Source organism: Zobellella endophytica (genome assembly GCF_003012775.1).
Lineage (GTDB): Bacteria > Pseudomonadota > Gammaproteobacteria > Enterobacterales > Aeromonadaceae > Oceanimonas > Oceanimonas endophytica.
Genome location: NZ_PXYG01000003.1, coordinates 274,169 through 301,080 on the forward strand (window position 1 = coordinate 274,169; position 26,912 = coordinate 301,080).

A 26,912-nucleotide genomic window follows, 5' to 3' on the forward strand; every position below is an offset into this window, starting at 1 on the left:
TGTGCTACCATGGCCTCCCTCTTAACACCGACCTTTTCGGACAGCCAGATGACCCATCATCTCGTGGTGACTGCCATAGGCGAAAACAGAGCCGGCATCGTGAATGAGGTGGCACGCCATGTCACCGACTGTGGTTGCAACATCGTCGACAGCCGGCTCGGCATCTTCGGCAACGAATTCACCTTTATTCTGTTGCTCTCCGGAAGCTGGAACCAGATCACCCGTCTCGAAACCACCCTGCCGCTGTTCGGCCAGAGCCAGGCGCTGATCACCATGATGAAGCGCACCCAGGTGCTGGTGCAGCCGAGCTACGCCCTCAGCGCCGATGTGGACATGGTGCTGACCGACCGGCCGGGCATCGTCAACCGCTGCACCCAGTTCTTCAGCGATCAGGGCTGGGACATCCAGGCCATGCAGAGCCAGACCCTGACCGGTGACGAGTCGGGCCTGTTCCAGGCCCATTTCCAGCTCAACCTGCCCGAGCAGCTGGCCGACGACGCGGCACAGGCCACCTTCGGCCGGTTGTGCCACGAGCTGGAATGCGAACGCCACCGCTTTCGCCTCAAACGCAAATAACCAATAGGAAACCGCAGATGACCTATCTGAAAGCAGGCAACCAGGCCCCGGCCTTTACCCTTTGTGATCAGAACGGCGAGGCCGTCAGTCTGAACGACTTCGGTGGCAAGAAAGTCCTGGTCTATTTTTACCCCAAGGCCATGACCCCGGGCTGCAAGGTCCAGGCCTGCGGCCTGCGCGACAGCCGGGCCGAGCTGGACGCCCTCGGCGTGGTGGTGCTCGGCATCAGCCCGGATCCGGTGGCCCGGCTCAAGAAATTCGAGGAAAAGGACGGCTTGAATTTTCCCCTGCTGTCCGACGAAGATCACGCGGTGGCCGACGCCTTCGGTGTCTGGGGCCCGAAAAAGTTCATGGGCAAGGAATATGACGGCATTCACCGCATCAGCTTCCTGCTCGATGAACAGGGCAAGGTGGCCAAGGTGTTCGACAAGTTCAAGACCAAGGACCACCACCAGGTGGTGCTGGATTATCTGAACCAGGCGTAAGCTGGAAGCTGGAAGCTGGAAGCTGGAAGCTGGAAGCTGGAAGCTGGAAGCTGGAAGCTGGAAGCTGGAAGCAAATGATAAGGGCTGCGGACCCCTTGCCAAGGGTGCGCAGCCTTTTTATTTGGTTGATGCATTCACGGCATCCACCGACGGCGCGATCGGCTTCAAGCTTACGTCTTCCCGCTTCCAGCTGCCGTGCTTCCCGCCGCCGTCAGGCGTCCCACCAGCCAGAAGCCGGCCACCATGGCAGCGATAAAAAGCCCGGCCTGCCATTGCAGGCTGCCCGCCAGACTAATGGCCGGCCCGGGGCAGAGTCCCGCCAGGCCCCAGCCGATGCCGAACAACAGCGCCCCCAGCACCAGCCGGGTATCGATCGTCGGTGCCGGCACCCGGGGCAGTTCGCTACCCAGCACACAGCGGCTGTGGCCCCGACGCCAGATAAAATACCCGGGACCGAACACCGCCAGGGCACCGCCCATCACCAGCAGCAGGCTGGGATCCCAGTTCCCGAGCAGATTGAGAAAGCCCAGCACCTTCACCGGATCCACCATGCCGGACACCACCAGCCCCAGCCCGAACAGGGCGCCGGACGCCAATGCAATCAATATCAACATCATGACACTCCCATACCGAGCAGGCCGACGGTGGCGATGCCGGCGGCGATAAACACCAGGGTCGCCACCATGGAGCGGAGAGACAAGCGCCCCATGCCGCAGATGCCATGGCCGCTGGTGCAACCATTGCCCAGCCGGGTGCCGATGCCCACCAGCAGGCCGGCCAGGAGCAGGCGCGGCCAGGAGAAGGCATCGAGCGAGGGCGCCTCGGCCAGGCCGCTACCGAACAGGACAAAGGGCACCAGTACCAGGCCGGCGACGAAGGCGAGACGCCAGCCCTTGTCGGGCAGGCCGCCAATGCCGGCGACGATACCGCTGATGCCGGCGATGCGGCCGCCGACGATCAGCAGCAGCAGGGCGGCCCCGCCGATCAGCACACCGCCCAGCAAGGCCGTCCAGGGTGTAAAGTTCACGATGGTCATCGGGCTACCCCATTTAAAATTAGCATGTGCTAATAATACATCCATTCTATTATTCAGCAATACCTAATATAAAGAGCCGGCGGCAATACCCCCGGCCTTGTTTACAATGGCCCCGGCAGCCGTCAATATGTTCGCCATTCGGCAAGCGCGCTTATACAAGGACAGATAGCATCATGCAGTTGCCTGCGCTAAACAGGGTCCGGCATTCTTTGTGTTTCTTCAGGCTGGACCCCCAATTTCGTCTTCATCCACTGACGCCGCTGCCTGTTGCCGATATCCTCCTGCCCGACGCCACCCGCTCCCTGCTCAGCCAGCTCGACGCCGCCGATCGCCGGCAGCTGGAACAGCTGTGCGCCGCCGGGCGCTCCGCCAGCCTGGGGCTCACCATAGAAGGCCACCGCTGGCAATGCCACCTGGCTCCTGCCGAGCAGGGGCACTGGTTGCTCAGTGCCGACATGAGCCGGGTCCAGCACGATGACCGGCTGGGGCTAATGGAATGGCGGCTGCAGCAGGACTGGGCCCGGCAGGACGACACCCGGCCCAGCCAGTTGCCGGTGCTGATGGACACCCTGATCCACCAGCTGCAGGCGGACCGGGTGATCCTCTGGCGCCATTACGAAGCGGAAGAGTTGCTGCGTCCCCTTTACAGCCAGGGGCTGCCGTTCACCCTGAGCCCGGTGCGGGCCGAGCGCCGCTACCTGCGCACCCTGCTGCAACGTGGCGGCCTGAGCTACAGCCATTGCGCCCAGCAGCCCCTGCTCGGCGCCTTCGACTACCTGGCCCGCGACGGCATCCAGCACCGGCTGGATGTGCCGCTGCCACCGCAACAGGGCCTGGCGGGACTGCTCAGCCTGGAATACAGCCATCCGCGGCCCCCGGTCAAACCGGCGGACATGCAGTTCGTGTCCGCCATCGCCGGCCGGCTGGCGACCCTGCTCGGCGCTCCGGCCACCCCGCCCGCCGCGTCCCCGGCCGGGCCCGACATCGCCGCGCTGATGCCGCTGCTGTGCCAGCATACCGGCCAGGATTTCTTCAATCAGCTGATGCTGCAGCTGGCCCAGTTGTGCGGGGCCGACATGGCGCTGGTGGGGTTGCAGCAGCGGCGGATCGACCAGGTCCGGGTACTGTCCTGCTATGAAGACGGCCGGCTGCAGCCCCCGTTCAGCTACCACCTGGCCGGCACCCCCTGCGCCTTCAGTCACCGGGGCGACAGCCGGCTCTGCGTCTATCCGGGACAGGTGGCCGAACTGTTTCCGCAGGATAGCCTGCTGCGGGAAAAAGGCCTGCAGGCCTACGTGGGGCTGTCGCTACGCGACGAAACACAGCGCCCCATGGGCATACTGGCGCTGCTGTTCAGGCAACCGCTGGCGGAGTCCGCCGCCATCCAGTCGCTGCTCGAACAGCTTGAACCCCGGGTGCGCGCCGAACTGCTGCGCCGCCGGGATCAGGAAGCGCTGATGGTGGCCGCCGCCGCCTTTGAAACCCAGGAAGGGCTCTTTATCACCGACAACCGGCTGCATATCCAGCAGGTCAACCAGGCCTTCGCCAGCATGAGCGGCTATCACAGCGACGATCTCACCGGCAAGTCGGCGCTGAGTTTCCGGGCCGAAGACCCGCACACCGCCGATGTGGATGCCATCATCCAGATCATGGCCCAGAAACACCGCTGGCAGGGAGAGCAGCGGCTGCGTCGCGCCGACGGCCAGGAGCTTGCGGTCAGCATCCGCATCACCGAAGTCCGCGACGGGCTGGGCATGGTGCACTACGTCTGCTGCGTGGAAGACATCTCGGGCCAGAAGGCCGACAAACAGCGCATCGAGCAGATGGCTTACTTCGACGATCTGACCGGGCTGCACAACCGCCGCTTCATGGTGGAGCACATCCAGCATACGGTGGCCCTGGCCGAGCATGAGTCGAGCCGCGGCGCCCTGCTGCTGCTGGATCTCGACGACTTCAAGAACATCAACGATTCCCTCGGCTACGCCACCGGCGACGCACTGCTGACCCAGGTGGCCGAGCGGCTCAAGGCCTTTGCCGCCCAGCAGGAGGGCAGCAGCCTGGCCCGCATCGCCAGCGACGAGTTCGTGCTGCTGTGCCCCAACCTGGGCCACGGCTACAGCGCCGCCAAAACCCGGGCCGAACAGCTGGCCAATGCCCTGCGCGAGCTGTTCCTGCTGCCGTTCCAGCTCGACAAGCTGCGCCTGCACCTGAGTGCCAGCCTGGGGGTCAGCCTGTTCCCGGTCGCCGGCCTGGGCCAGGAGGAGTACATGCGCCAGGCCGACACCGCCAACCACATGGCCAAGCGTATCGCCCCCGGCAGCCACGTGTTCTTCAGCCAGGAAATGGCGGAGGAAGTCCAGGAGCGGCTGCGGTTGTCCAATGCCCTGCAGCAGGCACTGAAGAACGAGGAGCTGACGCTTTATTTCCAGCCTCAGCTGCGGGTCAGTGACGCCCAACTGCTGGGGGTGGAAGTGCTGCTGCGCTGGCATCCCCCCGGCGGAAGCCCGATACCGCCGGGGCACTTTATTCCGGTGGCCGAGGAAACCTCGCTGATCTGCGATATTGGTGACTGGGTGCTGCAACAGAGCTGCCGCCGTATCCAGCAATGGCCGGCCGGCCAGGCGCTGCCCGGCCGGGTATCGGTCAATATCAGTGCCCGCCACTTTCACAGCCCGGATTTTGTGGCCAGGCTTTCGGCGCTGTTGCAACAGTATCCGGCCTGCAGGAACAGGCTGACGCTGGAGGTCACCGAAGGCGTCATTCTGGAAAACCTGCAGGAAAGCCGCACCCGGATGTCGCAGATCAAGGCCCTGGGCGTGTACCTGTCGATCGACGACTTCGGCACCGGCTACTCTTCGTTCGCCTACCTGCGCGAGCTGCCGGTCGACGAACTGAAGCTGGACCGTTCCTTTATCCAGCATATCGACACGCGCCCCCAGGACAAGGCGATCATCGCCTGCCTGCTGGAACTGGCCGTGATACTCAAACTGGCGGTGGTGGCGGAAGGGGTCGAGACCGAGCAACAGCTGGCCAGCCTGAGCGAGCTGAACTGCCTGGCCTATCAGGGCTACCTGGCCGCCCGGCCCATGCCGGAGCCGCAACTGATGGCCTGGCTGGCACAACAGGGATGATTCTTGGGGCGCGGGCGGCCCGCCCGCATGAGGGTGGCCCGAGGTGGGCGACGCCACAGCCCAACCCGCGATGCCTGTTCTGCCGCGAGCCTCTTTAACCCTGTAGTGTGGCAGGCCCGTCCGAGGGTTCCCGCTACGCGGGAAAGCAGGCGGGCCGCCTGCGCTCCACCAGTCAGGTGCCAATCTGCAAATGTCGTTGGCCGCCGACGAGAGTGGCAGATAGCACACGCCTGACCGCTTGATGTTTAAACTATATGGCGCTCTAGTGTTTCCCCTTACCGGGCTCACAGAGGACTTGCACCTCCAAGCCATCCGGCCGCCACCACGCGCACCGGAACAGCCCCCGTCAAGGCGCTGCGCGCCCGTGCCGGGCGCACAAAAAAAACCGGCTGCAAGCAGCCGGTTTTTTTACAGGATGGGGAAAAGCTTAGGCCAGCAGGGCCTTGGCCTTTTCCACCACGTTGTCGACATGGAAGCCGAACAGCTTGAACAGATCGCCGGCCGGTGCCGACTCGCCGAAGCTGTGCATGCCGATGATGTCGCCACCGAAGCCCACGTACTTGTACCAGTAGTCGGCGATGCCGGCTTCCACCGCCAGGCGTTTGGTGACGGCGGCAGGCAGTACGCTTTCCTTGTAGTCGGCGGACTGGGCATCGAACAGGTCGGTGCTGGGCAGGGACACCACCCGTACCGCGCGGCCGTCGGCGCTCAGTTGCTCGCAGGCGGCCATCGCCAGCTCCACTTCGGAGCCGGTGGCGATGATGATGAGCTCGGGGGTGCCGGCGCAGTCCTTCAGCACGTAACCGCCCTTGGCCACGTCGGCCAGCTGGGACTCGGTACGCTCCATCTGTCCCAGGTTCTGGCGGGAGAAGATGAGGGCGGTCGGGCCGTCCTTGCGCTCGATGGCGTGTTTCCAGGCCACCGCGGACTCAACCTGGTCGCAGGGGCGCCAGGTGCTCATGTTGGGAGTCAGGCGCAGGGAAGCTATCTGCTCCACCGGCTGGTGGGTGGGGCCGTCTTCGCCCAGGCCGATGCTGTCGTGGGTGTAGACGAAGATGGAGCGCTGCTTCATCAGGGCCGCCATGCGCACCGCGTTGCGGGCGTATTCCACGAACATCAGGAAGGTGCCGCCGTAGGGCACGAAGCCGCCGTGCAGGGCGATGCCGTTCATGATGGCGCTCATGCCGAACTCGCGCACCCCGTAGTGCAGGTAGTTGCCGGAGGCGTCTTCCGCGCTGATCGACCTGGAGCCCTTGTGGATGGTCAGGTTGGAGGGGGCCAGGTCGGCGCTGCCGCCGAGCAGTTCGGGCAGGATGGCACCAAAGGCATCCAGGGCGTTCTGGGACGCCTTGCGGGTGGCGATCTTGGCCGGGTTGGCCTGCAGGGTCTTGATGAAATCGGCGCTCTGCGCGGCCCAGTCGGCGGGCAGCTCACCGCTGACGCGACGCTTGAATTCGGCGGCCAGCGCCGGGTGGGCGGCGGTGTAGGCGGCCAGTTTTTCGTTCCAGTCGGCCTCGGCGGCAGCGCCCCGGGCCTTGGCGTCCCACTCGCCATAGATATCGGCGGGGATCTCGAAGGGCGCGTGGCTCCAGCCCAGCTGCTCGCGGGTGGCGGCGATTTCGGCGTCACCCAGGGGGGCGCCGTGGCAGTCGTGGCTGCCGGCCTTGTTGGGCGAGCCGAAGCCGATCACCGTCTTGCAGCAGATAAGTGTCGGGCGGGTCGTGTCGGCGCGGGCGGCGTCGATGGCGGCGGCCACGGCGGCGCTGTCGTGGCCGTCGACACCGGCGATCACCTGCCAGCCGTAGGCTTCGAAACGTTTGGGCGTGTCGTCGCTGAACCAGCCTTCCACGTGACCGTCGATGGAGATGCCGTTGTCATCCCAGAAAGCGATGAGCTTGCCCAATCCCAGGGTGCCCGCCAGGGAGCAGGCCTCGTGGGAGATGCCTTCCATCAGGCAGCCGTCGCCCAGGAAGGTGTAGGTATGGTGATCCACCACCTCATGGCCGGGGCGGTTGAACTGGGCGGCCAGGGCCTTTTCGGCGATGGCCATGCCCACGGCGTTGGTGATGCCCTGGCCGAGGGGGCCGGTGGTGGTTTCCACACCCGGGGCGTAGCCGTACTCCGGGTGGCCCGGGGTCTTGGAATGCAGTTGGCGGAATTGCTTGAGATCGTCGATGGACAGATCGTAGCCGGTCAGGTGCAGCAGGGAGTACAGCAGCATGGAGCCGTGGCCATTGGACAGGATGAAACGGTCGCGGTCGGCCCAGTTGGGGTTGGTGGGGTTGTGCTTCAAATAATCACGCCACAACACTTCGGCGATATCCGCCATGCCCATGGGGGCTCCGGGGTGACCGGAATTGGCTTTCTGTACCGCATCCATACTTAATGCACGAACGGCATTAGCCAGCACTTGACGAGAAGGCATCGACATCTCCTGAAACGTTTCTACATGTAGGGTTAAACGACGGCGCATTGTCCCAAAGACTGGGGGGGCTGCGCAAATTTAATCTGACCATAACAAATGAACACAACAAAAACAAATGTAAGGTCAGCCGATGACGCCGCCCTGCCCGCCGCCCCGCTTTCGCGCACCGGCACCACTTTTTACTGGTATTCCCCCCTGACGCTCTCTAGAATAGCCATCCAGATGTTAATACCGCCGAACCTGGCCGGTATTGCACAGAGACAGAATCCATTTCAAGTTAGGAAACCGAAGCATAATGGCCAGACTGTTTACCTCCGAGTCCGTATCCGAAGGTCATCCGGACAAAATTGCCGACCAGATCTCCGACGCCGTGCTCGACGCCATCCTCAAGCAGGATCCCAGGGCCCGCGTGGCCTGCGAGACCTATGTCAAAACCGGTATGGTCATTGTGGGCGGCGAGATCTCCACCAGCGCCTGGGTCGATATCGAAGAGCTGGCCCGTAACACGGTGCGCGACATCGGCTACACCAGCTCCGAAATGGGCTTCGACGGCGACAGTTGTGCCGTGCTCAACGCCATCGGCAAGCAGTCGCCGGACATCGCCATGGGCGTGGATCGCCAGGATCCAAAGGAACAGGGCGCCGGCGATCAGGGCCTGATGTTCGGCTACGCCTCCAACGAGACCGAAGTGCTGATGCCCGCCCCTATCACCTATGCCCATCGCCTGGTCAAACGTCAGGCCCATGTGCGCAAGGCCAAGGAGCTGTCCTGGCTGCGCCCGGACGCCAAGTCCCAGGTGACCTTCGTGTACGAAGACGGCAAGCCGGTGGCCATCGATGCGGTGGTGCTCTCGACCCAGCACAGCCCGGACATCGATCAGCCCACCCTGCGCGAAGCGGTGATGGAGCACATCATCAAGCCGGTACTGCCGGCGGAATGGCTGACCAGCAAAACCAAATACTTTATCAACCCGACCGGTCAGTTCATCATCGGCGGCCCCATGGGTGACTGCGGCCTGACCGGACGCAAGATCATCGTCGACACCTACGGCGGCATGGCCCGCCACGGCGGCGGCGCCTTCTCCGGCAAGGATCCGTCCAAGGTGGACCGCTCCGCCGCCTACGCCGCCCGCTACGTGGCCAAGAACATCGTCGCCGCCGGCCTGGCCGACCGCTGCGAGATCCAGGTGTCCTACGCCATCGGCGTGGCCGAGCCGACCTCCATCAGCGTGGAGACCTTCGGTACCGGCAAGGTGGCGGAAGAACTGATCGATGCCCTGGTACGAGAGCACTTCGACCTGCGCCCCTACGGCCTGATCGAGATGCTCGACCTGAACAAGCCCATCTATCAGTCTACCGCCGCCTACGGCCACTTCGGCCGGGAGGAATTCCCCTGGGAAGCCACCGACAAGGCGGCGCTGCTGCGCGACGCGGCCGGCCTCAAGTAACCACCGGAGGGGAAGCGCGCGCTTCCCCTTTGTTTATAAAGAGCGGCGGCTGTTGATATTGATAACGTCGGCCAAAGGGCCCACTCCCCCGACACGCGGTGAATATCTCCCTGTACGCTCGCACATGCCATCCATGGCATGCGACGGCCGGTGGAGCGGCTCCCTTTGGCCGCCTTTCCAGCATCGGTGCTGTCTGGTATTCCTAGGGCCGACTGATTACCCACTATGTCCTCTCCCACCGCCATGAACCAACCCGGTGACGCCCTGTGCCAGCAGGTGCGGGACAGAGTCGAGCAGTGCCTGGCCCTGGCCGGGCAACGGCTGGGGCGGGACTTTCCCGCGCCCCTAGTACGCTTCGATCAGCGCGGCCGCATCGCCGGCTCCGCCTGGCTGGAGCGCGGGGAGCTGCGCTTCAACCCGGTGCTGCTGGCCGACAATGTTGCCGACTTTCTCACAGAGATAGTGCCCCATGAAGTGGCCCACCTGGTGGTATTCCACTGCCACGGCAAGGTCAGGCCCCATGGCTCCGAATGGCGGGGGGTGATGCGCGAGATCTTCGGCCTCGAACCCCACACCCGCCACCGGCTGGATACCACCAGGGTCGCGCCCACCTTCAGCTATGGCTGCGGCTGTCGCCTGCACCGGCTGAGCCTACGTCGCCATAACCGCATCCAGCGCGGCAAGCAGCAGTACCTGTGCATACATTGCGGTAAACTGTTGTCGTTAGCCCCACCCACCATGAGGAAAATCCGATGATCAAGACTGGCGATCGCCTGCCCGAGCAGGAATTCACCTTTATTACCGACGGCGGCAAACACACCGCCACCAGTGCCGAGCTGTTCGGCGGCAAGAAGGTGGTGATTTTCGCCGTGCCCGGCGCCTTCACCCCCACCTGTTCCCAGGCCCACCTGCCCGGTTTCGTGGTGCTGGCCGACCAGTTCAAGAGCAAGGGCGTCGATTTGTTCTGCCTGTCGGTCAACGACACCTTCGTGATGCGCGCCTGGCAACAGGCCCAGAACGCCGGGGCCATCACCATGCTGGCCGACGGCGCCGGCCACTTTACCCGGGCGCTGGGACTCGCCAAGGACACCGGCGACTTCGGCGGCCTGCGCGCCCAGCGCTTCGCCCTGGTGGCCGAAGACGGGGTGGTGACCGCCCTGCAGGTGGAGGCCCCGGGCCAGTTCGAGCTGTCTTCCGCCGAGGCCATGCTGAAACTGGTGTGAGCCACGCCGGAATCGGGGGCTCGGGACTGTTCCCGGCTCCCGGTCATCGCTCTTTCCCCCGCCCCGCCCCGAATGGTAAGCTTGCCCCGCGATAACATCACCAAACAATAACGAGTCGTGCGCTATCTGATTTTACTATTGGGCTTCAGCTCCTGGCTGGCTTATGCCGACGCTTTGTCGTTCAGCCAGGCCAAGCGGGTGGCTCCCGAGATTTACCAGGACTACCCGCTCAGCTTCTACTGTGGCTGCCACATCACCCGGCAAGGCAAAAAACTGGTGCCGGAGCTCGGCAGTTGCGGCTACCGGGTGCGCAAGCAGCAGCAACGGGCCAGCCGCATCGAGTGGGAGCACATAGTGCCGGCCTGGGAATTCGGCCACCAGCGCCAGTGCTGGCAAAACGGCGGGCGCAAGAACTGCACCCGCGACGACGCGCTGTTCAGGCAGATGGAAGGCGATCTGCACAACCTGGTGCCGGCAGTAGGGGAAGTAAACGGCGATCGTTCCAATTACCGCTTTTCCGAGTGGAACGGTACCCCAAGCCAGTATGGCCGGTGCCAGATGCTGGTCGATTTCAAGGGCCGCCGGGCCCAGCCGCCGGCGGAAAGCCGTGGCGCCATCGCCCGCACCTATCTGTACATGCAGCAAGAGTATCGTCTGCACATCGCTCGGCAGCAGCTACAGCTGTATGAATCCTGGAACCGCATGCACCCGCCCTCCGACTGGGAATGCGAGCGGGATTATCGCATCAATGAGGTACAGGGCAACCGCAACCCCTTTGTGAAGGAGCAGTGCGAACACTATGCGTATACCCCGAATCCATGAGCCCCGGCCGCTGAGTCCGGGCGCAACCCTCGCCCTGTCGGAAGACGGCGCCAACCACGTGGGCCGGGTGCTGCGCATGCAGCCCGGCCAGGCGCTGGTGCTGTTTGACGGCAGCGGCGGCCAGTACGACGCCGAGATCACCGCAGTGGACAAAAAGTCGGTACAGGTACGACTGGGGGCGTTCAGGGCCACCGAGGTCGAGTCGCCGCTGCATTTTCACCTGGGTCAGGTCGTCAGTCGGGGGGAGAAGATGGAGTTTACCATCCAGAAATCGGTGGAACTGGGGGTGAACCTGATCACCCCGCTGTTTTCCAGCCGCTGCGGGGTCAAGCTCGGCGGCGAGCGACTGGAGAAAAAATTGCAGCAATGGCAGAAGATCGCCATCGCCGCCTGTGAGCAGTGCGGCCGCAACCGCATCCCCGAGATCCGCCCGGCCATGGATCTTTCGCACTGGCTGGCGGAGGAAAGCCGGGAACTCAAGCTCAACCTGCATCCGCGCGCCCATTTCAGCGTCGGCACCTTGCCGCCGCCGGACGCTGGCGTTAGGCTGCTGGTAGGCCCCGAAGGCGGCCTGTCGGATGATGAAATCGCCCTCGCCGCCGCCTCGGGATTCGTCGATATACTACTCGGCCCCCGGGTACTGAGAACCGAAACCGCGGCCCTGACCGCCATCACCGCCCTGCAATGCCGCTTTGGAGATCTTGCATGACCATCAAATTGGGAATCGTGATGGACCCCATCCAGTCCATCAACATCAAGAAAGATACCAGCTTCGCCATGCTGCTGGAGGCCCAGCGCCGGGGCTACGAGCTGTGGTACATGGAAATGAGCGATCTCAGCCTGCTCGGGGGCGAAGCCTTCGGCCAGATGGCCCGGCTTTCGGTCAAGGAAGACGCCAACGGCTGGTTCACCCTGGCCGAGTCCGAACGTCGCCCGCTGAGCAGCCTCGACGTGATACTGATGCGCAAGGATCCGCCCTTCGACACCGAATATATCTATGCTACCTACCTGCTGGAGCGGGCCGAGGAAGAAGGTACCCTGATCGTCAACAAGCCCCAGAGCCTGCGTGACGCCAACGAGAAGCTCTACACCGCCTGGTTTGCCGAGCACACCCCGACTACCCTGGTCAGCCGCAAGGCCAGTGATATCCGCGCTTTCCATGCCGAGCACAAAGACATCATCATGAAACCGCTCGACGGCATGGGCGGCGCCTCCATCTTCCGGGTGAAGGAAGACGATCCCAACCTGGGGGTCATTATCGAAACCCTGACCGAACACGGCAGCCGCTATTGCATGGTGCAAACCTATCTGCCGGCCATCAAGGACGGCGACAAGCGGGTGCTGGTGGTGGATGGCGAACCGGTGCCCTATTGCCTGGCGCGCATACCCCAGGGCGGCGAAACCCGTGGCAACCTGGCCGCCGGCGGCCGGGGCGAGGCGCGTCCCCTGAGCGACAGCGACCGGCGCATCGCCACGGCCCTGGGCCCGGTGCTCAAGGCCAAGGGGCTGATCTTCGTCGGGCTCGATATCATCGGTGATAAACTCACCGAGGTGAACGTCACCAGTCCGACCTGTGTGCGCGAAATCGAGGCCGCCTTTCCGGTGAATATTGCCGGCATGCTGATGGATGCCATCGAAAAGCGGCTATCCTGACACTAAGGCATCGTTAATGCGTGCGGCCGGCCTGTTCCGGCCGCCTTGCTCAACACCAACACAGAGACGCCATGGACTCACTGCAACATCATTTTCTTATCGCCATGCCCAGCCTCAAGGATCCCTTCTTTGCCGGCTCCGTCACCTATATCTGCGAACACAACGACGACGGCGCCATGGGGCTGGTGATCAATATTCCCATCGATATGAAAGTGCATGAGCTGCTGCACCAGCTCGAGCTGGAGCCGGAAGACAGCCCGGAGCTCGACCGGCCGGTGCTGCAGGGAGGCCCGGTTGCCGCCGACAGGGGCTTCGTTCTGCACAGCCCGGTGGAAGGCTTCAACTCCAGCCAGCAACTGGCGGACGACCTGATGATCACCACCTCCCGCGACGTGCTGGAAGTGCTGGGTACCGAGCAGGCGCCGGACAAATACCTGGTAGCCCTGGGCTACGCCGGCTGGACCCCAGGTCAACTGGAGCAGGAACTGGTGGAAAACAGCTGGCTGACCATTCCCGCCGACGCGGACTTGATCTTCGACACCCCCCTCGCCCAGCGCTGGCACCAGGCCATCGGCCGGCTGGGGGTAGATTCGCACCAGCTCTCCTCCCAGGTAGGCCACGCATGAGCCGGACCCTGCTCGGTTTCGACTATGGGCTGAAGAGCATCGGCGTGGCGGTGGGCCAGGAGATCACTGGCTCGGCCCGCCCCCTGATGGCGCTCAAGGCCAGCGATGGCGTGCCCAACTGGGAACAGGTGGAAAAGCTGCTGAAGGGATGGCAGCCGGCACTGCTGGTGGTGGGGCTGCCGCTCAATATGGACGGCACCGAGCAGGACATCAGCCAGCGCGCGCGCAAATTCGCCAACCGGCTGCACGGCCGCTTCGGCCTGGCCGTCGAGCTGCAGGACGAACGGCTCACCACCACCGACGCCCGCGCCCGGTTGTTCGAGGCCGGCGGCTACAAGGCCCTGGGCAAAGACGCGGTGGACGCGGTCTCGGCCCAGCTGATCCTGGAATCCTGGATGGAAAGCCGGCTATAAGCTGGAAGCTGGAAGCTGGAAGCTGGCATCATCGATATACTATGATTCAGTCTGTCAATAACCATCCGCACCAGCAACAGGCCTCTCTTTCCCGGTTACGGGTACAAAAAAACCCGCCGAAGCGGGTTTTTGCAGAACTCCAGTATCCTTAGAGGATTAGAGTACCTGGATTTGTGATGCCTGCGGGCCCTTGGCACCCTGAGACGGGGTGTAGGATACCTGCTGACCTTCGGCCAGGGTCTTGAAACCACTGCCGACGATTTCGGAGAAATGGGCAAACAAATCCTTGCTGCCGTCAGCGGGAGTAATAAAACCAAAACCTTTTGCTTCGTTGAACCATTTTACGGTGCCGTTAGCCATTTTTTCTTACCTTTATTTAGATGATGAGCCATGCTCGAAAACGCAACAAAAATCAAATAAGGGAAGCTTGGTGACTGATGAACCGTAAGGAACCAACAATATACAAAGGCCGCGCTAACTTGAGAATCTTGCTGAGGTGCACTCTACGGGAGTCGCCGGGTGGCGTCAAACACTATCGCCAATATTTTTGAATAAATTTTATACAACCGAAAAAAGGCGCCCGCAGGCGCCTTTTTCCATTTCCGATGACGGGAACAACCGGCTTATTTGCCGTTGGCGACCCGCTCGTGCATTTCCTGCACCGAAATCACCGAAGCGGTGGCGTCGTGCGCCATGGCCATCACGGTGGCGAAGGCCCCGTTCAGGGTGGTGGTGTAGGACACTTTCTGGCTCAGGGCACCGCGGCGCAGCTGGCGGGAATCCTCGATAGCCTGGCGGCCCTCGGCGGTGTTCACGATGTAGCTGTACTCGTTGTTCTTGATGCGATCCAGAATATGCGGACGGCCTTCGTGCACCTTGTTCACCAGCCGCGGGTTGATGTTGGCCTCGCCCAGTACCACGGCGGTGCCGTGGGTGGCGTCCAGCTGGTAGCCGGCCTCCACCAGGCTGGCGGCCAGGTCGACCACCCGCTGCTTGTCGCTGTGGCGCACCGACAGCAGGGCTCGGCCTTCCTTCGGCACTGCCTTGCCGGCGCCCAGGTGGGCCTTGCCGAAGGCCTCGGCGAAGGTCTCGCCCACGCCCATCACCTCGCCGGTGGAGCGCATTTCCGGCCCCAGCAGCGGGTCCACGCCCGGGAACTTGTTGAACGGCAGCACCACTTCCTTGACCGAGTAATAAGGCGGGATGATTTCCTTGGTCACGCCCTGCTCGGCCAGGGACTTGCCGGCCATCACCCGGGCCGCCACCTTGGCCAGGGCCACGCCGGTGGCCTTGGACACGAAGGGCACGGTACGAGCGGCGCGCGGGTTCACCTCGATGAGGTAAATGTCGCTACCCTTAACCGCGAACTGTACGTTCATCAGGCCGACCACGCCCAGCTCCAGCGCCAGCTTGCGCACCTGCTCGCGCATCTCGTCCTGGATGGCCTTGCTCAGGGTGTAGGGCGGCAGGGAGCAGCCGGAGTCGCCGGAGTGCACGCCGGCCTGCTCGATGTGCTCCATGATGCCGCCGATGACCACGTCCTTGCCGTCGCAGATGGCGTCGATATCCACCTCGGTGGCGTCGTCCAGGAAGCGATCCAGCAGCACCGGCGACTCGTTGGACACGCTCACCGCCTCGTTGAAGTAGCGGCGCAGATCCTGCTCGTCGTAGACGATTTCCATGGCCCGGCCGCCCAGCACGTAGGAGGGCCGCACCACCAGCGGGTAGCCGATTTTCTCGGCCAGGGACACCGCCTGCTCCATGGCGGTCACGGTGGCATTCTGGGGCTGCTTGAGGCCGAGACGCTCCACCGCCTGCTGGAACCGCTCCCGGTCCTCGGCCCGGTCGATGGCGTCCGGGCTGGTGCCGATAATGGGCACCCCGGCCGCTTCCAGGGCCCGAGCCAGTTTCAGCGGAGTCTGGCCGCCGTACTGGACGATCACGCCCTTGGGCTGCTCGACCCGCACGATCTCCAGCACGTCTTCCAGGGTCACCGGCTCGAAGTACAGACGGTCGGAAGTGTCGTAGTCGGTCGACACGGTTTCCGGGTTGCAGTTGACCATGATGGTCTCGAACCCGTCCTCACGCAGGGCGAGCGAGGCATGCACACAGCAATAGTCGAACTCGATGCCCTGGCCGATACGGTTGGGGCCGCCACCCAGCACGATGATTTTGTCCTTGTCGGTGGGGTTGGCCTCGCACTCCTCGTCGTAGCTGGAGTACATGTAGGCGGTGTTGGTGGCAAACTCGGCGGCGCAGGTATCCACCCGTTTGTACACCGGGAAGATCTCATGGCGGTGACGCAGCTTGCGCACCTCGCCTTCGGCCACGCCCAGCAGCTTGCCCAGGCGCGCATCGGCAAAGCCCTTGCGCTTGAGCGCACGCAGCAGCTCGGGGCTCAGCCCGGCCATGCCCGCTTCCTTCACCTGCTCTTCCATCTGGACCAGCTCTTCGATCTGCACCAGGAACCAGCGGTCGACGTTGGTCAGCTTGAACACCCCGTCCACGCTCATGCCGGCCCGGAAGGCATCGGCGATGTACCAGATACGCTCGGCACCGGGCTCCTGCAGTTCATGGCGGATGCGTGCCAGGCTCTCGGGATCGTTCAGGTCGACGATGGGATCGAAACCGTGCATGCCGGTTTCCAAGCCGCGCAGCGCCTTCTGCACCGACTCCTGGAAGTTGCGGCCGATGGCCATCACCTCGCCCACCGATTTCATCTGGGTGGTCAGGCGGTCGTTGGCGCCGGCGAACTTCTCGAAGTTGAAACGCGGCACCTTGGTGACCACGTAGTCGATGGCCGGCTCGAACGAGGCCGGGGTCAGGCCGCCGGTAATGTCGTTCTGCAGCTCGTCCAGGGTGTAACCGATGGCCAGCTTGGCCGCCACCTTGGCGATGGGGAAGCCGGTCGCCTTGGAGGCCAGGGCGGAAGAACGGGACACCCGCGGGTTCATCTCGATGATGACCATACGCCCGGTCTTGGGATCGATGCCGAACTGGACGTTGGACCCGCCGGTTTCCACGCCGATTTCGCGCAGCACCGCCATGGAGGCGTTGCGCATCAGCTGGTATTCCTTGTCGGTCAGGGTCTGGGCTGGCGCAACGGTAATGGAGTCACCGGTGTGCACGCCCATGGCGTCGAAGTTCTCGATGGCGCAGACGATGATGCAGTTGTCGTTGCGATCCCGCACCACTTCCATCTCGTACTCTTTCCAGCCAATCAGGGACTCATCGATCAGCAGTTCGCTGGTGGGCGACAGATCCAGGCCGCGGGTACAGATTTCCTCGAATTCTTCCCGGTTGTAGGCGATGCCGCCGCCGGTACCGCCCATGGTAAAGGAGGGGCGGATGATGCAGGGGAAACCCACCTGGTCCAGCACCCCGTAGGCTTCGTCCATGTTGTGGGCGATGCCGGCGCGGGGACACTCCAGGCCGATGCTCTTCATCGCTTGGTCGAAGCGATAGCGGTCTTCCGCCTTGTCGATGGCGTCGGCGGTGGCGCCGATCATCTCCACCCCGAACTCGGCCAGCACCCCGTGCTTTTCCAGCTCCAGGGCGCAGTTGAGGGCGGTCTGGCCGCCCATGGTGGGCAGCACCGCATCGGGGCGCTCTTTCTCGATGATGCGACGCACCACTTCCCAGTGAATGGGTTCGATATAGGTGGCGTCGGCCATCTCCGGATCGGTCATGATGGTGGCCGGGTTGGAGTTGACCAGGATGACGCGGTAGCCTTCTTCCCGCAGGGCCTTGCAAGCCTGGGCGCCGGAGTAGTCGAATTCACAGGCCTGGCCGATCACGATGGGGCCAGCGCCCAGGATCAGAATGCTCTGTATGTCTGTACGTTTTGGCATGACTCTTCCCTACTCCTAATTACGCGCGGTACTGCTTAATCAAATCGATAAAGTGGTCGAACAGGTCGGCGGCTTCGTGCGGACCCGGGCTCGCTTCGGGGTGGCCCTGGAAGCTGAAGGCCGGCTTGTCGGTACGATGAATCCCCTGCAGGGAGCCGTCGAACAGCGACTTGTGGGTCACCCGCACATTGGCCGGCAGGGTGGCTTCGTCTACCGCAAAGCCGTGATTCTGACTGGTGATCATCACCACGCCCTTGTCCAGATCCTTGACCGGGTGGTTGGCGCCGTGGTGGCCGAACTTCATCTTGACGGTGTTGGCACCGCTGGCCAGGCCAAGCAGCTGATGGCCGAGGCAGATGCCGAACACCGGCGTGTCGGTCTCGAGGAAGCTTTGGATGGCGCTGATGGCATAGTCGCAGGGCTCGGGATCGCCGGGGCCGTTGGACAGGAAAATACCGTCCGGCTTCATCGCCAGCACCTCGACGGCCGGGGTCTGGGCCGGTACCACGGTCAGGCGGCAGCCGCGGTCGACCAGCATGCGCAGTATGTTGCGCTTGACGCCGTAGTCGTAGGCCACCACATGGTAGGGCAACTCACTTTCGGCGGGCTTGCTGTGGCCCTGGCCCAGGGTCCAACTGCCCTCACGCCAAGGGTAGGCTTCGCGGGTGGTTACTTCCTTGGCCAGATCCATGCCTTTCAGGCCGGGGAAGGCACGGGCTTCGGCCAGGGCCTTGGCTTCATCCAGATCCTTGCCGGCCAGGATGCAACCGGCCTGGGCGCCCTTCTCGCGCAGGATGCGGGTCAGCTTGCGGGTATCGATATCGGCAATACCCACTATGTTATGGGCTTTGAGGTAATCGGACAGCGAGCGCTGGTTGCGGAAGTTAGAGGCGATGATCGGGAGATCGCGGATGATCAGGCCCTGGGCATGGACTTGATCGGACTCTTCGTCTTCAGCATTAGTGCCGGTATTGCCTATATGAGGATAAGTAAGCGTAACGATCTGGCGGGAATAGGACGGGTCGGTGAGGATTTCCTGGTATCCCGTCATCGACGTATTGAATACCACTTCACCTACGGAACAACCGTCGGCACCGATGGCTGTACCGCGGAAGACCGAACCGTCTTCCAATACGAGCAGCGCTGAGTGAGTCAAGACAACCTCCAAGTTAATTCTTATAAATCAACAATTTACCTGGCTGTCCCGAGCTGCAGACAAAAAAATTTTACTGCATCTCGGCTAATACTGGGCAAATTCTGCGTATTTTATATAAAAGCGGCGTTTTCGACAAATTTTTTTGACGAAAACACGCCGACGCATGGAACACTTGGCCAGAAATGAATTTAAAATCAAAAAAAATAGATAATTAATAAAAATTATTTTAGCAACCATATAAAAATAGGCATTGAATTGCTTTACTTGAAAATTATCATCCTATTTGCAAAAAACAAAAAATAAACGTTAAAAAACAATAATATAAAAATTAAACACAAGAAAAAACCATCCTGAAAAAGCGCTCGCAGGCCAGGCAGCTCATGTCCGACCGGCCTGCACGGCTGCATAACGATGAATTATTTTAAATTCAAGACATCCTGCATGTCGTAAAGACCCGGCTGCTGGGCGGCAATCCAGGCCGCGGCCCGTACGGCGCCATTGGCGAAGGTCAGGCGGTTGGATGCCTTGTGGGTGATCTCCACCCTTTCGCCGATGTCCACGAACATGGCGGTGTGTTCACCCACGATATCGCCGGCCCGCACCGTGGCGAAGCCGATGGTGTTGCGATCCCGTTCGCCGGTGATGCCTTCGCGACCATAAACGGCGCATTGCTTGAGATCACGTCCCAGGGTATCGGCGATCACCTCGCCCATGCTGAGCGCGGTGCCGGAAGGCGCATCCACCTTGAAACGGTGGTGGGCTTCGACGATTTCGATATCGGTGTAATCCCCCATCACCCGGGCCGCCTGCTCCAGCAGCTTGAACACCAGGTTCACGCCGACGCTGTAGTTGGACGCCATCACCATGGCGGTGTCGGCGACGGCGGCGTGGATCTCCGCCTTCTGCACCTCATCAAAACCGGTAGTGCCGATCACCAGCCGCTTGCCGTGGGCCTTGGCCAGGGCGATATTGGCCAGGGTGGCTTCCGGGCGGGTGAAATCGATAATGACGTCGACCTGGTCGATCACCGCCGCCAGACTGGCACTCACCGTCACCCCCAGGCGTCCCACATTGGCCAGCTCGCCCGCATCCACGCCCAGTACACTGGAGCCGGCATGCTCGATGGCGGCGGTCAGGACGACGCCGTCGGTATTGGTCACGGACTCCACCAGTACCTTGCCCATGCGTCCATTACAGCCGGCGACGGCGATGCGAACCGGATTTGTCATGCTGTTCTTTCCTTATTGATACGATTGCCAAGAATAGACCCGAAGTTTGCCAGATAAGCGCCGGCTTGCAAATTCTCCGTTGCCCAAAGGATGGACATAAAAAAACCGGCGGCTGCCGGTTTTTTCAGACTCAGGCGATCTCGAGCAGTTCCACTTCGAACACCAGGGTTGAGCAGGGCGGGATGGAACCGGCACCCTGTTCGCCGTAGGCCAGGTGATGGGGTACGTACAGCTTCCACTTGGAGCCGACCGGCATCAGTTGCAGGGCTTCCACCCATCCCTTGATCACGCCGTTGACCGGGAACTGGGCCGGCTCGCCACGCAGCACCGAGCTGTCGAACACGGAGCCATCGGTAAAGGTGCCGTGGTAGTGCACGCGCACAGTGTCGGTGGCGGCGGGCTTGGCGCCGTCCCCCTGGGCCAGGACTTCGTACTGCAGGCCGGATTCGGTTTGCTCGACTTCGGCACGCTCGCCGTTGGCGGCGAAGAAGGCCGCTTCTTCTTCCCTGGCCTGGGAAGACTGGGCCGCCTGCTGCTCCTGCATACGCTGGGTGATCACCTGAAAGGCACCGTTGATGTCTTCGCGGGACACGGCGAAGTCAACCCCGTTGAGGGCGTCGGCCAGGCCCTGCTGCACGGCAGATATCTCCAGCCCTTCAAATGATTGCTGGGCCAGTTGGTCACCGATTTGGCGGCCGATACCGTAGCTGGCCTGCTGCTCTACTGTCTCATATGACGACATGACATTCCCTCTGTTTGGGTACAAAAAAGTCATGCTAACAAAATAAGCCGGTCAGCTAAATGGCAAGGACGCGTGCCTGGCCAATAATGCAGCGCCGCGCACCCCCCCGGCCCCGCCGAATACCGGCGCGATCACCGGTGCCGCGCTGACTCCGGCCATCAGATATTCGGGCAGGCGCGTACCCAGTTCCCGATACAGCCAGGGATACTCGCTGAGTCCGCCCCCCAGCACCACCGCATCCGGATCGAGCTGGGTCATCATGGCCCCCACCCCCGCAGCCAGTATGTCCAGGTAAAGCGACATGCAGTGCCCCGCCTGCGCCTCCCCCTGCTGCCAGGCGGCGATCACCCCCTTGCCATCCCGCTCCTGTCCCCCGCAGTGCCGGTAAAGCCGGCTCAGGCCGGTGCCGGAGACATAGGTTTCCAGGCACCCCGGCAGGCCGCAGCCGCACTCATACAGGGGCAGCTCCGGATAGCGCCGAAGCAGGGACGCGTTGATGCCGCCATGGCCGAATTCGCCACAGCCGCCACGGCGGCTGTTGATCAGGCGGCCGTCATGGATCAAGCCCCCCCCCACCCCGGTGCCCAGGGTCAGCCCCAGGGCCAGGCCGGCGCCGGCAACTGCCCCCCGATGGTATTCCGACAGCAGAAAACAGTTGGCGTCATTGTCCGCACAAAGCGGCCGGTCCAACTGCGGCCGCAGATCGCCGAGCAGATCGCGGCCATCGATGGCCGGCACATTGGGGGCCAGGATCCGTCCCCGGACATCCAGAACGCCCGGGAAACCGAGCCCGACCGTCCCCGCTCCGCCCCAGCGGGCGTCCGCCTGCCGCACCAGCGTCAGCAGCAAGGTCAGAAAGGCGGGGTAATCCCGGGCCGGCGTCGGATGCAGGGAGCGTTCACGCTCATTGAACTCATCGTCAAAAACGGCGAAAGCAATCTTGCTTCCGCCGATATCAAAACCGTAATACATGGTTACCCTTAGCGACGACAGGTGGGCGTCTTGCCCTGGGTCCGAGCCTGTTGATAAAGGGCGCTGGCACTCGGCATGGCGGCATTCAGCTCCTGAATACGGGTGCCATGGGAGGGGTGGGTCGAGAGCAGTTCAGGCGGTTGCCGGCCGGACGCCGCCGCCGACATATTACGCCACAGATCGATGGACTGCTCCGGATTGAAGCCGGCCCGCGCCATCATTTCCAGGCCCAGCCGGTCCGCCTCGGCTTCCTGCTCGCGGCCATAAGGCAACAGATAACCGACCTGCACGCCCAGCCCCAGGGCCGCCATGGCCGGCTGACGCAGCCCCGATTGCCCCAGTGCCAGATCGGCGGCGCTCAGCCCCATGTTGGTCAGTTGGGTACGGGATACTCGCTCATTGCTGTGGCGCGCCAGTACGTGGGCGATTTCATGGCCGACCACCGCCGCCACCTGATCCTGATTTTTCGCCACCTTGAGCAGGCCGCTGTAAACCCCGACCTTGCCACCGGGCAGGGCGAAGGCATTGACCTGGGGCGAGTCGAACACCACCACCTCCCACCGGCTCTGGCCGTAGCTGGCGGGCACTTCCGCCACCAGCTGGTTGGCGATGCACTGTACATAGGCCGTATCCGCCCTGCTGGTGCTAATTTTTTCCTGTTCCTTTATCTGGGTAAAGGAGCTTTCCCCTAGCTTTTGCATATCGGCTTCCGAAAACAGCAGTACCTGGCTGCGCCCGGTCGGCGACTGACTGCAGGCAAACAAGAAACTACAGGCCAAGAGCACAAAAATGGAACGCACAGCAATAACCTCATTGAAAGACCATGGACGTGTTCGTTCTTTCTAGCACAAAGCCGGGCCCGAAATCAGCCGGCCCGGACAAAATCCCTGGCGTCAGGACTCCGACCCCGGGCTGACCTGGCCGGCCTCCTCCAGGGTCCTGTCCGACAGCAGCCAGAGCGTGAACTTGTGCAGTTCCGGATGCTGGGCCAGCGCGACCAGAAAGGCACCACCCACCTCCCGGTAGCCCAGCTCGTAGTTTTTCAGGGTGGTCGGAGGCACCTGGAGCAGCTCAGCAAATTTGGGGCGGCTGAGTCCCATCGCCTCACGGATTTGTCGGATTTTTTTTCCGACCAGACTGGTGTCAGGATTCATAACCTTGCTACTCCTATCGAGGGTTCCGATAACAACTGGCATGACCTTGTCTATCAGTTTAACACCAGTAGAGAGACTCGTTATGAACTGGTCAAATTTTGACAAAAATAAATAAAAAACACCTAAGGAAAGACTCTTATGAAACTTTAACGTCGTGTTAAAATGCATCCCCGAAATGCAAAAGCTGCGACAATTCTAGCCCATCCCCCCAGGCCACTGCTTGTCGCTACCCGTAAAAACGGCTAATCTTGGTGTCGTGCGGGTACACTGAACGGGATACTGGAGTCCAACTGGACAGTCCCTGAACAACTAAAATATTAAGGACTTCCCGCACTGCACCGGCAGAAAGACGCCGGTGGTACATTTATTTCGGCACCGCCGAGTTCTCATAAAATGAGGAAGACAAAATGAAAAAGACAGTGGCTCCTTCTCTGATTGCAATCGCGCTGGCTACCGCCGGTGTTTCCGCCGGTGTTCAGGCCAACGACTGGTACCTGGGCGGCGGTGTTGGTGTATCCAACTTCGAAGACATCAACGACACCCTGCCGGCCGTAAAAGAAAACCCGCTTTCCGTTAATGCCTTCACCGGTTACAACTTCAACGAAAACTTCGGTGCCGAGTTCGGTTACACCCTGTTTGACGGCGGCGCCACCCGTGCTCACGCCCTGAACCTGTCCGCCATCGGCCGCCTGCCGCTGAACGAACAGTTTTCCGTGTTCGGTGAAGCCGGTGCCCTGGGCTGGAAAGCCATGCGCGGCGTTAACGACGAAGGCCTTTCTCCGATGGCCGGCCTGGGTCTGACCTACCGCGCCTCCGACCTGGTCGACGTACAGGCCCGCTACCGCCGTATCGAAGATCTGGGCGACCTGTCCAACAACGGTTATGAAAGCGACGTAAACAACTTCATGCTGGAACTGGTGCTGCACCCGAACCGTGGTGGCGCCGCCCCCGCTCCGGTGGCACCGGTAGCTCCCCAGCCTGAGCCCGAAGTGACCTACGAAACCCGTACCGTGACCGCCGACGGCTCCATCTACTTCGCCTTCGACAAGTCCGATCTGTCCGCCGAGTCCCGCGCCACCCTGGATGAAGTTGCCCGCTTCGCCCAGGAAAACCCGGACTATCAGGTTGAACTGGCCGGTTATGCCGACCGCCTGGGCAGCGCCGAGTACAACCGTCGCCTGTCCGAGCGTCGCGCCATGGCCGCCAAGGACTACCTGGTTCAGCGTGGCGTCGCCGCCCAGAACATCCAGACTGCCTGGTACGGCAGCGAACTGGCTGAAGGCGTGACCGAAGCCGAGCGTCAGCGCGATCGTCGCGTGGATGCCAAGGCCCAGGCCACCATCCAGGTCGAAATCATCGAATAAGACCGCTTTTCGACTGTATCCCAAACGGCTCTGCGGAGCCGTTTTTTCTTTTTCGCATCCCGCCGGGACCATGGCATACTGTTTTCCTTTTAACTCCGGACCCCTGATGCCTTGCTATTGCCATAGCCAGCAACCCTTTGCCCAATGCTGTGAACCCTACCTGCAGGGACGGCTCCCCGCTCCCACGCCCCTGGCGCTGATGCGCTCCCGCTATAGCGCCTACCGGCTGGGCCTGGGGGATTACCTGGTGCAAAGCTGGCATCCGGATACCCTGGGCGAACTGGATGCCGCCACCCTGGCCCGCTCCGGCCTGGAGACCGACTGGCTGGGGCTGACCATCGTCTTTGCCCGGGGCACAGCAGCCGACAAGGAAGGCGAGGTGGAGTTCAAGGTCCGCTACAAAGAAGACGGGCGGGTGGTACTGCTGCACGAACGCTCCCGCTTCGTTCGCCATGAAGGCCCTTGGGTGTACCATTCAGGCCAGTTCAACCCGCCCAAGAGCGGGGCCAACCAACCCTGCCCCTGCGACAGCGGCAAAAAATACAAACAGTGCTGCGCCAGGCGCTGACTCGACCGATTCCAATCAACTCAGACAGATCACCCATAATGGAACGAAAAATACTGCTTACCCATTGTCCCGACGCCAAGGGACTGATCTCCAAGATCACCAATATCTGTTACAAGCATCAGCTCAACATCATCCGTAACGACGAGTTTGTGGACTACGACAACGGCCACTTCTTCATGCGCACCGAGCTGGAGGGCATCTTCAACGACCATACCCTGCTCGCCGATCTGGACGACGCCCTGCCCCAGGGCAGCCAGCGCCGGCTGGTGCCGGCCGGCAGCAAGCGGGTGGTGATACTGGTGACCAAGGAAGCCCACTGCCTGGGCGATATCCTGATGAAGAACTACGCCGGGGCCATGAACATCGACATCGCCGCCGTGGTCGGCAACTACGATGTGCTGGGCTCGCTGACCGAAAAGTTCGACATCCCCTACCACACCGTGTCCCACGAAGGGCTGAACCGGGCCGAGCACGAGCAGCGGCTGGCGGAGATCATCGACCGCTACCAGCCCGACTACGTGGTGCTGGCCAAGTACATGCGCATCCTGAGCCCCGAATTCGTGGCCCGCTATCGCCAGCGCATCATCAACATCCACCACTCCTTCCTGCCCGCCTTCGTCGGCGCCAGCCCCTACCGGCAGGCCTATGAGCGCGGCGTGAAGATGATCGGCGCCACCGCTCACTTCGTGACCGACGACCTGGACGAGGGCCCGATCATCGAGCAGGACGTCAGCCACGTGAACCATACCTTCTCCGCCCAGGACATGGCCAAGGCCGGGCGGGACGTGGAAAAGTCGGTGCTGAGCCGGGCGCTCAACCTGGTACTGGAGGAAAAGGTCTTCGTCTACGGCAACAAGACGGTGGTGTTTAAATAACGCCTCCAAACCTCGGCCAAAGAGCCAACTCCGCCGACACGCCGTGAACACATCCATGTGGGCTCGAAATGCCATCCCTGGCATTTCATGGTCGGCAGAGCCGGCCCTTTGCCCACCGCATCAGTATGGCCGATGAACCGCTGGAGCCAAGGCATTGATCTGCAAACGGGAAGCCAGGGCTTCCCGTTTTTATTCAGTCGTGCTTGTGGCTTCGCTCAAACGCCGCCTTCTGCTCGGCCGTGGCTTCCTGCTGGTATTTCGCCTTCCATTCCTCGTAGGGCATGCCGTACACCCGCTCCCGGGCCTGGTCGTAGTCCATCTCCAGCCCGCGCTCCTCGGCGGCGGCCAGGTACCACTTGCTCAGGCAGTTGCGACAGAAACCGGCGAGGTTCATCAAATCGATATTCTGTACGTCCTTGCGCTTGTCCAGGTGCGCCAGCAGGGTGCGAAAGGCGGCCGCTTCCAGCTCGGTTTGGGTTTGCTTGTCCATTCTCTTCTCCATCAGGGTCGGTTGATGCCATTATAACGACATCGCTCCCCAACAAAACAGGCAAGCCCATGAGTCGCAGCCACTTCTTCGCCCATATGGCCCGCATGAAACTGATCCAGCGCTGGCCGCTGATGCGCAATATCGAACGGGAAAACGTGGCCGAGCACAGCCTGCAGGTGGCCATGGTGGCCCATGCCCTGGCGGTGATCAGGAATACCTGCTTCAACGGCCGCCTGGATCCGGCCCAGGCGGCCATGCGGGCCCTCTATCATGACGCCAGCGAGGTGCTGACCGGTGACCTGCCCACGCCGGTGAAATACTTCAACGAGGACATCGCCCGGGCCTACAAGGACATCGAGAAAAATGCGGAGGCGACGCTGCTGAAGATGCTGCCCGCCGAATTGCAACCGGCCTACGCTCCCCTGCTCAGCGGTCATCCGGACGACGACTACGGGCAACTGGTGAAAGCGGCGGACATCCTCTGCGCCTACCTGAAGTGCGAGGAAGAACTCACCGCCGGCAACCGGGAATTCGCCCCGGCCAGGAAACGGCTCATCGCCATGCTGGAGCAGCGCATGAACGAGGAAATCCGCTATTTCCTGGCGGTGTTCGCCCCCAGTTTCTCCCTGACGCTGGACGAGATCTCGAGCCCCGAATTCTGAGCACGCCGGCGG

General features: G+C 62.3%; 27 protein-coding genes. 15 read left to right on the plus strand and 12 right to left on the minus strand.

The genetic code is table 11. The features are described 5' to 3' along the window. Window positions 1–48: 48 nt before the first annotated feature. Window positions 49–576: a glycine cleavage system transcriptional repressor gene (locus C7H85_RS10310; RefSeq protein ID WP_106729679.1), complete on the plus strand. Its 528-nt coding sequence runs from the start codon at window positions 49–51 to the stop codon at window positions 574–576. Between the two features lie 17 nt (window positions 577–593). Further along, on the plus strand, window positions 594–1,061 hold the full coding sequence (gene bcp / locus C7H85_RS10315) for a thioredoxin-dependent thiol peroxidase (RefSeq protein WP_106729622.1): 468 nt from the start codon (window positions 594–596) through the stop codon (window positions 1,059–1,061). A 170-nt stretch (window positions 1,062–1,231) separates the two neighbouring features. On the opposite strand, the gene C7H85_RS10320 is transcribed toward bcp, so the two are convergent. Continuing rightward, window positions 1,232–1,675 (minus strand): DUF6691 family protein, encoded by a 444-nt coding sequence (locus C7H85_RS10320; protein WP_106729680.1) that lies wholly within the window; start codon window positions 1,673–1,675, stop codon window positions 1,232–1,234. Further along, complete coding sequence (locus tag C7H85_RS10325; protein WP_106729623.1) at window positions 1,675–2,097, minus strand: YeeE/YedE family protein; 423 nt, start codon at window positions 2,095–2,097, stop codon at window positions 1,675–1,677. Before C7H85_RS10325 ends, C7H85_RS10320 begins: the two co-directional genes overlap by 1 nt. A gap of 173 nt (window positions 2,098–2,270) precedes the next feature. On the opposite strand from C7H85_RS10325, the gene C7H85_RS10330 reads away from it, so the two are divergent. Next, window positions 2,271–5,228, plus strand: a complete 2,958-nt coding sequence (locus tag C7H85_RS10330; RefSeq protein ID WP_106729624.1) for a sensor domain-containing phosphodiesterase — start codon at window positions 2,271–2,273, stop codon at window positions 5,226–5,228. 427 nt (window positions 5,229–5,655) lie between these two features. Here the strand turns inward: C7H85_RS10330 and tkt are convergent, their stop codons facing one another. Next, window positions 5,656–7,653: a transketolase gene (tkt, locus tag C7H85_RS10335; RefSeq protein WP_106729625.1), complete on the minus strand. Its 1,998-nt coding sequence runs from the start codon at window positions 7,651–7,653 to the stop codon at window positions 5,656–5,658. Window positions 7,654–7,948: 295 nt separating this feature from the next. Here tkt and metK point away from each other — a divergent pair, with 295 nt between their 5' ends. The 8 genes from metK (at window position 7,949) to ruvX (ending at window position 13,837) form a co-directional block, all read left to right on the plus strand. Further along, window positions 7,949–9,100: a methionine adenosyltransferase gene (gene metK / locus C7H85_RS10340; RefSeq protein ID WP_106729626.1), complete on the plus strand. Its 1,152-nt coding sequence runs from the start codon at window positions 7,949–7,951 to the stop codon at window positions 9,098–9,100. Between the two features lie 225 nt (window positions 9,101–9,325). Further along, on the plus strand, window positions 9,326–9,856 hold the full coding sequence (locus C7H85_RS10345) for a SprT family zinc-dependent metalloprotease (RefSeq protein ID WP_245879638.1): 531 nt from the start codon (window positions 9,326–9,328) through the stop codon (window positions 9,854–9,856). Continuing rightward, window positions 9,853–10,323, plus strand: coding sequence for a peroxiredoxin (locus C7H85_RS10350; protein WP_106729627.1), 471 nt, complete (start codon window positions 9,853–9,855; stop codon window positions 10,321–10,323). Before C7H85_RS10345 ends, C7H85_RS10350 begins: the two co-directional genes overlap by 4 nt. Before the next feature lie 117 nt (window positions 10,324–10,440). Further along, window positions 10,441–11,145: an endonuclease gene (locus C7H85_RS10355; protein WP_106729628.1), complete on the plus strand. Its 705-nt coding sequence runs from the start codon at window positions 10,441–10,443 to the stop codon at window positions 11,143–11,145. Next, complete coding sequence (gene rsmE / locus C7H85_RS10360) at window positions 11,123–11,854, plus strand: 16S rRNA (uracil(1498)-N(3))-methyltransferase (RefSeq protein WP_106729629.1); 732 nt, start codon at window positions 11,123–11,125, stop codon at window positions 11,852–11,854. The genes C7H85_RS10355 and rsmE overlap by 23 nt, the downstream gene beginning before the upstream one ends. Beyond that, a complete protein-coding gene (gene gshB / locus C7H85_RS10365) occupies window positions 11,851–12,798 on the plus strand; it encodes a glutathione synthase (protein WP_106729630.1) in 948 nt (315 codons plus the stop codon). Before rsmE ends, gshB begins: the two co-directional genes overlap by 4 nt. Before the next feature lie 71 nt (window positions 12,799–12,869). Beyond that, a complete protein-coding gene (locus C7H85_RS10370; protein WP_106729631.1) occupies window positions 12,870–13,424 on the plus strand; it encodes a YqgE/AlgH family protein in 555 nt (184 codons plus the stop codon). Beyond that, the gene (gene ruvX, locus C7H85_RS10375) at window positions 13,421–13,837 is read left to right on the plus strand and encodes a Holliday junction resolvase RuvX (protein ID WP_106729632.1); all 417 of its coding nucleotides are present in this window, start codon (window positions 13,421–13,423) and stop codon (window positions 13,835–13,837) included. Before C7H85_RS10370 ends, ruvX begins: the two co-directional genes overlap by 4 nt. Before the next feature lie 156 nt (window positions 13,838–13,993). On the opposite strand, the gene C7H85_RS10380 is transcribed toward ruvX, so the two are convergent. From C7H85_RS10380 to C7H85_RS10415, 8 genes are all read right to left on the minus strand, one after another. Beyond that, a complete protein-coding gene (locus C7H85_RS10380) occupies window positions 13,994–14,197 on the minus strand; it encodes a cold-shock protein (protein WP_094038042.1) in 204 nt (67 codons plus the stop codon). A 263-nt stretch (window positions 14,198–14,460) separates the two neighbouring features. Beyond that, window positions 14,461–17,688: a carbamoyl-phosphate synthase large subunit gene (carB, locus tag C7H85_RS10385; protein ID WP_106729633.1), complete on the minus strand. Its 3,228-nt coding sequence runs from the start codon at window positions 17,686–17,688 to the stop codon at window positions 14,461–14,463. Window positions 17,689–17,707: 19 nt separating this feature from the next. Beyond that, entirely contained in the window at window positions 17,708–18,844 is a 1,137-nt protein-coding gene (carA, locus tag C7H85_RS10390) for a glutamine-hydrolyzing carbamoyl-phosphate synthase small subunit (protein WP_106729634.1), read from the minus strand. A 416-nt stretch (window positions 18,845–19,260) separates the two neighbouring features. Then, complete coding sequence (gene dapB, locus C7H85_RS10395; RefSeq protein ID WP_106729635.1) at window positions 19,261–20,073, minus strand: 4-hydroxy-tetrahydrodipicolinate reductase; 813 nt, start codon at window positions 20,071–20,073, stop codon at window positions 19,261–19,263. A gap of 130 nt (window positions 20,074–20,203) precedes the next feature. Continuing rightward, complete coding sequence (gene bamJ, locus C7H85_RS10400) at window positions 20,204–20,815, minus strand: BamJ family beta-barrel-assembly machinery protein (protein WP_106729636.1); 612 nt, start codon at window positions 20,813–20,815, stop codon at window positions 20,204–20,206. Between the two features lie 51 nt (window positions 20,816–20,866). Further along, window positions 20,867–21,787 (minus strand): ROK family protein, encoded by a 921-nt coding sequence (locus C7H85_RS10405; RefSeq protein WP_106729637.1) that lies wholly within the window; start codon window positions 21,785–21,787, stop codon window positions 20,867–20,869. 8 nt (window positions 21,788–21,795) lie between these two features. Further along, the gene (locus C7H85_RS10410; protein WP_106729682.1) at window positions 21,796–22,488 is read right to left on the minus strand and encodes a M48 family metallopeptidase; all 693 of its coding nucleotides are present in this window, start codon (window positions 22,486–22,488) and stop codon (window positions 21,796–21,798) included. A gap of 192 nt (window positions 22,489–22,680) precedes the next feature. After that, on the minus strand, window positions 22,681–22,941 hold the full coding sequence (locus C7H85_RS10415; RefSeq protein WP_106729638.1) for a helix-turn-helix domain-containing protein: 261 nt from the start codon (window positions 22,939–22,941) through the stop codon (window positions 22,681–22,683). Between the two features lie 407 nt (window positions 22,942–23,348). On the opposite strand from C7H85_RS10415, the gene C7H85_RS10420 reads away from it, so the two are divergent. From C7H85_RS10420 to purU, 3 genes are all read left to right on the plus strand, one after another. Further along, complete coding sequence (locus tag C7H85_RS10420) at window positions 23,349–24,305, plus strand: OmpA family protein (RefSeq protein WP_106729639.1); 957 nt, start codon at window positions 23,349–23,351, stop codon at window positions 24,303–24,305. A 106-nt stretch (window positions 24,306–24,411) separates the two neighbouring features. Further along, on the plus strand, window positions 24,412–24,873 hold the full coding sequence (locus C7H85_RS10425) for a YchJ family protein (RefSeq protein WP_106729640.1): 462 nt from the start codon (window positions 24,412–24,414) through the stop codon (window positions 24,871–24,873). 38 nt (window positions 24,874–24,911) lie between these two features. Beyond that, window positions 24,912–25,748 carry a formyltetrahydrofolate deformylase gene (purU, locus tag C7H85_RS10430; RefSeq protein WP_106729641.1) on the plus strand — a complete coding sequence of 279 codons (837 nt, stop codon included), beginning with the start codon at window positions 24,912–24,914 and terminating at the stop codon, window positions 25,746–25,748. 193 nt (window positions 25,749–25,941) lie between these two features. Here purU and C7H85_RS10435 read toward each other — a convergent pair whose 3' ends face one another. Then, window positions 25,942–26,238 carry a DUF1244 domain-containing protein gene (locus C7H85_RS10435; RefSeq protein ID WP_106729642.1) on the minus strand — a complete coding sequence of 99 codons (297 nt, stop codon included), beginning with the start codon at window positions 26,236–26,238 and terminating at the stop codon, window positions 25,942–25,944. Between the two features lie 68 nt (window positions 26,239–26,306). Between C7H85_RS10435 and yfbR the strand changes: the two genes are divergently transcribed. After that, window positions 26,307–26,900 carry a 5'-deoxynucleotidase gene (yfbR, locus tag C7H85_RS10440; RefSeq protein WP_106729643.1) on the plus strand — a complete coding sequence of 198 codons (594 nt, stop codon included), beginning with the start codon at window positions 26,307–26,309 and terminating at the stop codon, window positions 26,898–26,900. The last annotated feature ends 12 nt before the right edge of the window (window positions 26,901–26,912 follow it).